We start from the raw sequence: 10,001 nt of genomic DNA, 5'->3' as shown, positions 1-10,001 counted from the left end.
TAAGTGAACGGCATTAGTGCGAAAGCACCTCTTTTTTGATTGTATCTATTATGTCTTTTATAAAGGGCTGGTGGAGCCAACCCTTATTGATGTCGCTTAAAACTAGTATGAATCGTTGTGAACGGTCTGTACTGCACGGCCTGATGGGTCAACACAGTTTTGGAACGACTCATCCCATTCAATCGCTTTCGCTGAAGAACACGCTACTGAAGGGCCGCCAGGAACACACTCTGCCGCAGATGGTAGTGGGAACAACTCTTCAAAGATTTCGCGGTATACATAACCTTCTTTTGTTGTTGGTGTGTTGTAAGGGAAACGGTATTGCGCTGTTTCCATTTGCTGGTCAGTCACTTTCTGTTCTGCTACTTCTTTCAACGTATCGATCCAGCTGTAGCCTACGCCATCAGAGAACTGCTCTTTTTGACGCCATGCGATCGATTCTGGCAGGTAGTGCTCGAAACACTCACGAAGAATGTGTTTCTCCATCTTGCCGTTGCCACACATCTTGTCGGCTGGGTTCAAGCGCATTGCCACATCAATGAACTCTTTATCTAGGAAAGGTACACGGCCTTCTACACCCCACGCCGCTAGTGATTTGTTAGCACGTGCGCAGTCAAACATGTTTAGAGCTAGAAGTTTACGTACAGTCTCTTCGTGGAACTCTTGAGCGTTTGGTGCTTTGTGGAAGTACAAGTAACCACCAAAGATTTCATCGGCGCCTTCGCCAGACAGTACCATCTTGATGCCCATCGCTTTGATCTTACGACCCATTAGGAACATCGGAGTAGAAGCTCGAATCGTTGTTACATCATAAGTTTCAATGTGGTAAATCACATCACGAATCGCGTCCAAACCTTCTTGGATGGTGTACGTCATTTCGTGGTGAACCGTACCAATTTGGTCGGCAACTTCACGAGCCGCTTTCAGATCAGGTGCGCCTTCTAGACCGACAGCAAAAGAGTGAAGTTGTGGCCACCAAGCTTCAGACTTCTCATCATCTTCAATACGCATCGCTGCAAAGCGTTTTGCTACCGCAGATGTAATAGAAGAATCTAGACCGCCTGAAAGAAGTACACCGTAGGGCACATCTGTCATCAGTTGGCGCTTGACCGCTGCTTCTAGCGCTTCAGTCAATTCTTCTTTGCTAGTGCTGTTGCCTTGTACTGCTGCGTACTCGTTCCAGTCGCGAATGTAGTAGCGTTGAGGCTCTGCATCTGCACTGCCGTAGTGACAACCTGGAGGGAACTCGCTCACGGTCTTACATACTGGTACTAGTGCTTTCATTTCTGAAGCAACGTAGTAGTTGCCGTGCTCATCGTAACCTTGGTAAAGCGGAATGATACCAATGTGGTCACGGCCTACTAGGTATTCATCTTTTTCTTCATCGTAAAGTACGAATGCGAAAATACCGTTTAGTTCTTCAAGAAGGTCTGCGCCCATGTCTTGGTATAGCGCTAGGATAACTTCACAATCTGAATCGGTTTGGAACTCGTATTTGCCTTCGTAGCGAGCACGAATCTCTTTGTGGTTGTAGATTTCACCGTTTACAGCAAGGATGAGTTTTTTATCAGGGCTGTATAGTGGTTGCGCACCACTATTTAGGCCAACGATCGCTAGACGTTCATGCGCTAGAATTGCGCGCTCTGATGAGTAAATACCAGACCAGTCTGGACCGCGGTGACGAAGCTTTTTCGACATCTCAAGGGCGATAGGGCGCAATGCTGCTGCATCGCTCTTAATGTCTAAAATGCCAAATACTGAACACATACAACATCCTTTTTAAACTAAACAATTTTTAATCGGTATGGGTTCAATTTGCCATTCTGAGTAAAAAAAGCAACGTTTGATGATTAAAAAAATGATAAAAAGGCTTGATGGTTAGATGGTGTTTAAAAATAACTTTAATTTGGTGAATGAGATCAAGGTTTGGTTTAAAAAATGCACAAAAAAGCCCTCTTATTAGAAGAGGGCTCAATAAAGATGGTTGCGTTTTATGCTTATTTCATCGGTGTAAATTGAGGTTGAAGTTGCTCGCAAACATGACGTGCGAAACCACTACCAGCTTCGCTGTAGATGTTGAATGCGGCATCGACTCCCGTCTCTAATAAACCTTCAAGTTGATCTGGATACTCGGCAATCGCTGCAATCTGCCCTTTGTAGTTTCGGCTTTGAAGCTGTTCAAGTGCCGTTTGGTTACCTTGGTGATGTGGCATTGCCAGAAGCACCATTTTCACGTTAGCCGTATCCAAAATGCGTTCCCAGAAATCCGGGTCAGTTGCATCTCCCGAGATCACGTTACGACCTTCCGAGCGATGTTTATGCGCAGCTTCTTCACGAACCTCCACACCAAGTGAAATCTTACCGTATCGAGAACGCAGTTCATCGTATGCACCGGTACCAATTCGACCCATACCGAGGATCAGTACTTGGGCATGACCTGGGTTGATGAGCTGATCGCGTTGGTTCAGTTTCTCTGCTGCGGTTTCTTGCAGCCATTTACCTGAATGTTGGTAAATCTGATGGCCCAAACGGTTAAGTGGTGCTGAGATAATAAATGAGATAGAAACGGCAACGGCAATCGCTGCCAGCATGTCACTTGGCATCCATCCCATTTTGTATGCGAGACCACCAACAATCAGGCCGAACTCGCTGTAGTTGAAAAGTGATAGCGACGTCAGCAATGAAGTACGCACACGGAACTTAAAGTGGTTGATGGTTAGGAAGTACAGCAGCCCCTTGATTGGCAACAACAAGATAAATAGCAGGGCTAAGCCAACCCCCGTAAAGCTCAAGGATGCAGATAAACCGATATTGAGGAAGAAACAAACTAAGAATAGCTCTTTCATATTAAAGAGCGATTTTGATAGCTCGGACGCTTTGCGGTGGCCAGCTAGAAGCATGCCTAAAATCAGCGCGCCTAAATCAGGTTTCATTCCCACCAGTTCAAACAAGCCTGCGCCAACTACTAATGCGAAGAAAATGCCGAACAGCACCAGCATTTCCCCGTGGCCTACTTTATCCAACAATTTGTAGAACAGAGGTCGAGCGAGTGGCAGGGCAAACAATCCAATGGCGTACCACTCTGGAATTTTACCGGTCGAAGCAGTAAGGAATACTACGGCAAATATATCCTGCATAACCAGAATACCGATTGCTAGTGTGCCGTAAGTCGCGTTCATCTCACCTTTTTCTTGCAGCGTCTTAACCGCAAATACTGTGCTGGAGAAGGAGAGAGCGAAGGCGAGAAGCAGAATTTGGCTGTGATCCATCGTGGAGAGTGATGACAACCCTAATAGTTTTAGTCCAACTAGAACCAGCGCAAAGAAAAGGGTAGAAAGAATATTGTGCGCGGTAGCGCCGCCCCAAATTTCTTTAGAAAGCAGCGTTTTTACATCCAGCTTTAAACCAATGGTGAAAAGCAGCAAGGTCACACCAAGGTCAGCAAGCGTGACAATAACGTCATTACTTTGGTAGCCAAACGCGTGAAGGCCGAAACCAGCGAGTAGGAAACCGACCAAAGGGGGGAGGTTACATTTTAGAGCGATGAAGCCGGCGAGGAACGCCGTTGTAATTAGAATAATTTCCATACTGTTGAGCTATATTCCTGATATACAAAAACGGGCTGTGAAACCACAGCCCGAGATTGTAACTCAATTGGTTGTATAAACTTAGTCTTCTAGTAACTTTTGTAACAAAACTCCGTTCAACATAGCGCGTTTGATCATCGCAAATGCGCCCATCGTTGGTTGCTTATCAATGTGAGAGGCAACAATTGGAAGCTCGTTGTGGAAAGTTTTCAGAGATTGGTTTTCTACATTGCGCTGAATTGCAGGGAACACAATTTCTTCAGCGGCAGTAATGTCACCAGCAATGACGATCTTCTGAGGGTTAAACAAGTTGATTGTAATCGCGATAGCTTTACCAAGTTGGTTACCTACGCGTACAAGGCTTTGCTTCGCCAGTTCGTCGCCGTTCATCGCATGCGTACAAACGTCATCAATAGTGATGTGCTCAAGTTGAGTCAGGCTTGATTCGTAGCCCTGAGCAATCAGTTTTTTCACACGTTGTACGATGGCAGGGTTTGCTGCAACCGTTTCTAGACAGCCGAAGTTACCACACTGACATTGCTCGCCAAGTGGGTCGATTTGGATATGACCGATTTCACCTACGTTGCGGTTAAAGCCAAGGAATACCTGACCATTCACGATGATGCCCGCACCAGTACCACGGTGAACACTAACCAGAATCGAATCTTGGCAGTCTTGGCTCGCGCCAAAGTAGTGTTCAGCTAGCGCCATACCACGAACGTCGTTACCAACAAAACACGCGGTGTTGAACTTCTCGCGGATGATTTCGCCTAGCGCTAGGTTATCAATGTCGGTATTCGGCATGTATTCAACGACACCAGTGGTTGGGTTTACCAAACCAGGCAGCGTGATACCGATAGCGATAAGTTGGTCGATTTTGTCTTGGCAGCGATTCACAAAGTCTTTCAATAAATCAATCAAACCAGCGATTAAGTCAGCTTGGTTGGTGTAGTGAAGCTCATGCTGGTCTTCTGCTAGTGCTGTGCCGCCTAGGTCATACAAGCAGAATTGCACGTAGTCACGACCTAATCGAACAGCGATAGAGTGGAAAGGTTTTACTTCAGTGGTCAACGAGATAGCTCGACGACCACCGGTAGAAGCTTGTTGCGCGACTTCTTTAATTAAGCCGCGCTCTAAAAGTTGGCGGGTTATTTTGGTAACACTCGCTGGGGCGAGCTGACTAACATCCGCTACCTGAATACGGGAGATTGGACCTTGTTGGTCAATCAGCCTGTATACCGCAGCGCTGTTAAGCTGTTTTACTAAATCTACATTACCAATTTGTCCGCCATTCATGCTTAATTTTGCTCGTATTGTCCGTTAACAACCGTCGCTTTTACATTGAAGTCACGATCGAAAATAGTCAGGTTCGCTACCATTCCTTTTCGAACTCGGCCTAGATGTTCCTCAACACCGATTGCGGTTGCTGGGTACAGTGTCGCCATTCGTAGAGCTTCGTCTAAAGCGATGCCTGCGTGCTCAACTGTGTTCTGAACTGCTTCGATCATAGTCAGAGCTGAGCCGCCTAGTGTGCCGTTTTCATCAACACACTTACCATCTCGGTAATATACTTTCTTACCGACAAAAATAAAGTGATCAATGTTAGCACCTGCTGGAGCTGTGGCATCCGTCACCAAAACAAGCTTTTCACCTTTGATTTTATGAGCAATTCGGATGTTTGCGTAGTCTACGTGGAAACCATCAGCAATGATGCCTGCATAAACTTCTGGTGTATCGTAAATCGCACCCACCACACCTGGTTCACGACCAACCATTGGTGTCATCGCGTTGAATAGGTGAGTCGCAAATGAGATACCTGCTTCAAAGCCTTGGCGTGCTTCTGCGTAAGTGGCGTTGGTGTGACCGATAGAAACCACGATGCCAGCTGCTTTCAAACGAGAGATGTGCTCAGGGTCATTTTGTTCTGGTGCCAGTGTAACTTTTGCGATGATGTCAGCGTTCGCGCAGATCAAGTCAATCATGCCGTCGTCAGAAGGGCGGATGAAGTCAACGCTGTGAATACCTTTTTTCGCTACGTTAAGGTACGGACCTTCAAGATGCAGACCTAGCGATTGGTTTTGGTATTTGTTGTGGTACTCGCGAGCCGCTGAGATTGCAGCGCGCATGTCTTCGTCTGAAGAAGTGATAAGAGTAGGTAGGAAGCTTGTACAACCAGATTTTAGGTTAGCTTCGTGCATGATCTGCATTGTTTCTGGTGTGATTTCGTCGTTAAGCATCACACCACCACAGCCGTTTAGCTGTAGGTCGATAAAACCAGGGCTTAGGTTAGCACCGTCCAGATCTTTAACTTCAATACCTTCTGGTAGTTGAGTTACTGGCACAACTGATTGAATCTGGTCATTGTCGATGATGACAGCATGATCGGTAAGAACATCACTACCGGTATAGATTTTACAGTTACTTAGCGCGTACATAGTCAGCTAGTCCTTATAGATGAGAATTCATTTTCTGTTCCGTTATCTAACTGGTGACTCTGTGAGTCGGGCTGGTACTTAGTTTGTATCACTGAATTAGATAACGAGTCACATACAGCAAGTCGCGTTTTATCGATGTCATTATCAAAGTAACTAACTGAAAAATAATAAATGAATTAGTTTTTATGATTGTTTTCCAGAGCAAAGTTACTGCGAATCATCTGTAGAGATACCAAAATAACACTGATTCTGTCTTGCATAAAGTACGAGAATCTTATCTCTAAAACGCCATTTTTTCGTATAATAAAATAAGTTTTATGATCTCGCTAGCAAAAACCTTCTGAATGACCAATTTCTGGTGATTATGATCACAAACAATGAGGTTTTAATTTGCGGAGCAAAATTAATATCATAAACTGGTAGCGACTAAATTGAACGACTGAAATAAGTTATTCAACAAAACATAAAATCCTATAGGGGGAACTTAAGGTGAATATTCTTGGATACGCGCAGAAGTTAGGTAAAGCTCTTATGCTTCCTATCGCAACGCTTCCAGTTGCAGCGCTTTTACTACGTTTGGGTCAGCCTGACCTTTTAGATATCGCGTTTATGGCATCTGCTGGTAACGCAATCTTTAGTCAACTACCACTACTATTCGGTCTAGGTATCGCGATCGGTCTTTCTAAAGACGGTCAAGGTGCTGCTGGTCTAGCTGGTGCAGTTGCTTACTTCGTTCTTACTGCAACAGCAGCAACAATCGATGCAAGCGTTAACATGTCATTCTTCGGCGGTATCATTGCTGGTATCATCGCTGGTCACTCTTACAACGCTTTCCACGCTACTCGTCTTCCTGAGTGGTTGGCATTCTTCTCTGGCAAACGTCTAGTACCAATCATGGCGGGTCTATTCTCGCTAGTTGCTGGTGCAATTGCTGGTGTTGTATGGCCAACAATTCAAGGCGGTCTTGACGCGCTAGCGCACGCAGTTTCTACTTCTGGTGCTATCGGTCAGTTCGTATACGGTACTCTTAACCGTGCACTTATCCCTGTAGGTCTACACCACGTACTAAACTCATACTTCTGGTTCGGTATGGGCACGTGTCAAGAAGTTCTAGTGTCTGGCGCAACTGCTGCTGGTCAAGCGCTTCCTGCTCTACAACAGCTTTGTGTTGACCCAGCTCTAGCTAAGACTCTTGTTGCTGGTCAAACTCACACATTCGAATTCGCTAACTCTGTAACTCCAGAAATCACAGCAACAGTTAAAGAAGTAACTGAAACTCTAAAATCTGGTGACCTACACCGCTTCTTCGGTGGCGATAAGAGCGCTGGTGTATTCATGAACGGTTTCTTCCCTGTAATGATGTTCGGTCTACCAGGTGCGGCACTTGCAATGTACCTAGCAGCACCAGTTGAGAAACGTAGCCAAGTTGGTGGCGCACTATTCTCAGTAGCATTCTGTTCATTCCTAACAGGTATCACTGAGCCTCTAGAGTTCATGTTCGTATTCCTAGCACCTGCTCTATACGCAATCCACGCAGTATTTACAGGTCTGTCTCTAGTACTTGCAAACATGCTTGGCACACTACACGGCTTTGGTTTCTCTGCGGGTCTAATCGACTTCGTACTGAACTACGGTCTAGCAACTAAGCCTCTAGTGCTTCTTGCTCTAGGTCTAAGCTTCGGTGCTCTATACTTCTTCACATTCAGCTTCGCAATCCGCGCTTTCAACCTGAAATCACCAGGTCGTGAAGATGACGACGAAGAAGCGTCTGCAGCTCCAGCTGGTGATGCAGCAAAAGGTGACCTAGCTCGTCAATACCTAAAAGCGCTAGGTGGTCACGATAACCTAACTTCAATCGACGCGTGTATCACTCGTCTACGTCTAACACTTAAAGACCGCTCTGTTGCTGACGAAGCTGTTCTTAAGAAACTAGGCGCGAAAGGTGTGGTTAAGCTTGGTGAAAACAACCTTCAAGTTATCCTTGGTCCTCTTGCAGAAATCGTTGCTGGTGAAATGAAAGCAATCGGTGCAGGTGAAGACCTATCAGATGTAAAACTTCCTTAATTACATCTTACTGACTCTCTATAAAGACCTCCCTCGGGAGGTCTTTTTTTGTTTGTGCGGATCTAATATGCTGCGCTTTCAAGCGAAGAAGAGAAATATTGCCGTTTTAACGACGGTTCTTGTTGTCTAATCGCTAAGAATTGTGGATCATTAGGAACAATGCACTCTGTAAACCGAGTGAGGCTACGGAGTACTGTTTTCTCTGACAATACTAATATTTTTGAGGTGCTATAGATGAGTGAAGCTGATGCTCGTCCATCAAACTTTATTCGCCAGATCATTGATAAAGATCTAGCGGATGGTAAACACACTAGCGTGCATACTCGATTCCCGCCGGAGCCGAATGGCTACCTGCACATCGGTCATGCTAAGTCTATCTGTTTGAACTTCGGTATTGCTCAGGACTACCAGGGCCAATGTAACTTACGTTTCGACGATACAAACCCTGAAAAAGAAGACATCGAATACGTTGAGTCTATCAAGAAAGATGTAAACTGGTTGGGCTTTGAGTGGGATGGTGAAGTATGTTACTCATCAAACTACTTCGACAAGCTTTACGAATATGCAATTGAATTGATTAATAAAGGCTTAGCGTACGTTGATGAGCTAAGTCCTGAGCAGATTCGTGAATACCGCGGTACGCTAACGGCTCCGGGTAAACCAAGCCCATACCGTGACCGCCCAGTAGAAGAAAACCTAGCGCTATTTGAAAAAATGCGTGCAGGTGAATTCGAAGAAGGCAAAGCGTGTCTACGTGCGAAGATCGACATGGGTTCTTCATTCATGGTAATGCGTGACCCAGTTATCTATCGTGTACGTTTTGCGACTCACCACCAGACTGGTGATAAGTGGTGCATTTACCCAATGTACGACTTCACACACTGTATCTCTGATGCGCTAGAGGGCATTACGCACTCTATCTGTACTCTAGAGTTCATGGATAACCGTCGTCTGTACGACTGGGTTCTAGACAACATCACGATTGATTGTCGTCCACACCAGTACGAATTCAGCCGCCTAAACCTTGAATACACAGTGATGTCTAAGCGTAAGCTAAACCAACTAGTGACTGAGAAATTGGTTGATGGTTGGGATGACCCACGTATGCCGACAGTCTCTGGTCTGCGTCGTCGTGGCTTTACATCAGCATCTATTCGTGAATTCTGTAAGCGTATCGGTGTAACGAAGCAAGAGAACATGATTGAGTTCGGTTCACTAGAATCTTGTATTCGTGATGATCTAAACGAAAACGCACCACGTGCGATGGCTGTTTTAGATCCAGTTAAGATCGTTATCGAGAACTTCGAAGAAGGCGCGGTAGAGACGCTGACTGTTGCTAACCATCCAAACAAACCTGAGATGGGTGAGCGTGAAGTGCCATTCACTCGTGAAGTTTGGATCGAGCGTGAAGACTTCCGTGAAGAAGCAAACAAGAAATACAAGCGTCTTGTTCTAGGTAAAGAAGTACGTCTACGTGGCGCATACGTGATCAAGGCTGAGCGCATCGAGAAAGACGCAGACGGCAACATCACAACAATCTTCTGTACTTACGATGCTGAAACGCTAGGTAAGAACCCAGCAGATGGCCGCAAAGTGAAAGGCGTAATTCACTGGGTATCAGCAGACAAAGCATTGCCTGCAGAAATCCGCATGTACGATCGTTTGTTCACAGTACCAAACCCAGCGGCTGCGGATGACTTTGCTGCGACAATCAACCCTGAATCACTAGTGGTTCTAAACGGTTTTGTTGAGCCAAGCCTAGCAACTGCAGTAGCGGAAACAGGTTACCAGTTTGAGCGTATGGGTTACTTCTGTGCAGATTCAAAAGATTCTTCAGCAGATAACCTAGTATTCAACCGTACGGTTGGTCTACGTGATACTTGGGCGAAAATTGAGAACCAATAATCTCTATTCT

At 45.6% G+C, this 10,001-nt stretch carries 6 protein-coding genes; 2 read left to right on the top strand and 4 right to left on the bottom strand.

Going from position 1 to position 10,001, the window contains the following annotated elements; genetic code table 11:
• Positions 1 to 102: 102 nt before the first annotated feature.
• The 4 genes from asnB to nagA form a co-directional block, all read right to left on the bottom strand.
• Entirely contained in the window at positions 103 to 1,767 is a 1,665-nt protein-coding gene (gene asnB, locus H735_RS08405; RefSeq protein WP_009707221.1) for an asparagine synthase B, read from the bottom strand.
• 230 nt (positions 1,768 to 1,997) lie between these two features.
• The gene (locus tag H735_RS08400; protein ID WP_009707220.1) at positions 1,998 to 3,587 is read right to left on the bottom strand and encodes a cation:proton antiporter family protein; all 1,590 of its coding nucleotides are present in this window, start codon (positions 3,585 to 3,587) and stop codon (positions 1,998 to 2,000) included.
• Between the two features lie 81 nt (positions 3,588 to 3,668).
• Complete coding sequence (gene nagC, locus H735_RS08395; protein ID WP_005436955.1) at positions 3,669 to 4,883, bottom strand: DNA-binding transcriptional regulator NagC; 1,215 nt, start codon at positions 4,881 to 4,883, stop codon at positions 3,669 to 3,671.
• 2 nt (positions 4,884 to 4,885) lie between these two features.
• Positions 4,886 to 6,022, bottom strand: a complete 1,137-nt coding sequence (nagA, locus tag H735_RS08390) for an N-acetylglucosamine-6-phosphate deacetylase (RefSeq protein ID WP_020197167.1) — start codon at positions 6,020 to 6,022, stop codon at positions 4,886 to 4,888.
• Between the two features lie 489 nt (positions 6,023 to 6,511).
• On the opposite strand from nagA, the gene nagE reads away from it, so the two are divergent.
• Together nagE and glnS are read left to right on the top strand one after the other, a co-directional pair.
• Positions 6,512 to 8,086, top strand: coding sequence for an N-acetylglucosamine-specific PTS transporter subunit IIBC (nagE, locus tag H735_RS08385; RefSeq protein ID WP_009707218.1), 1,575 nt, complete (start codon positions 6,512 to 6,514; stop codon positions 8,084 to 8,086).
• 234 nt (positions 8,087 to 8,320) lie between these two features.
• Entirely contained in the window at positions 8,321 to 9,991 is a 1,671-nt protein-coding gene (gene glnS, locus H735_RS08380) for a glutamine--tRNA ligase (protein WP_020197166.1), read from the top strand.
• Positions 9,992 to 10,001 lie beyond the last annotated feature (10 nt).

The sequence above is a fragment of the Vibrio owensii CAIM 1854 = LMG 25443 genome, assembly GCF_000817815.1.
In the GTDB taxonomy this organism is placed as follows: domain Bacteria; phylum Pseudomonadota; class Gammaproteobacteria; order Enterobacterales; family Vibrionaceae; genus Vibrio; species Vibrio owensii.
The sequence above is the reverse complement of the archived record's forward strand: the minus strand, read 5'-3'. Positions and strand labels throughout refer to the sequence as shown.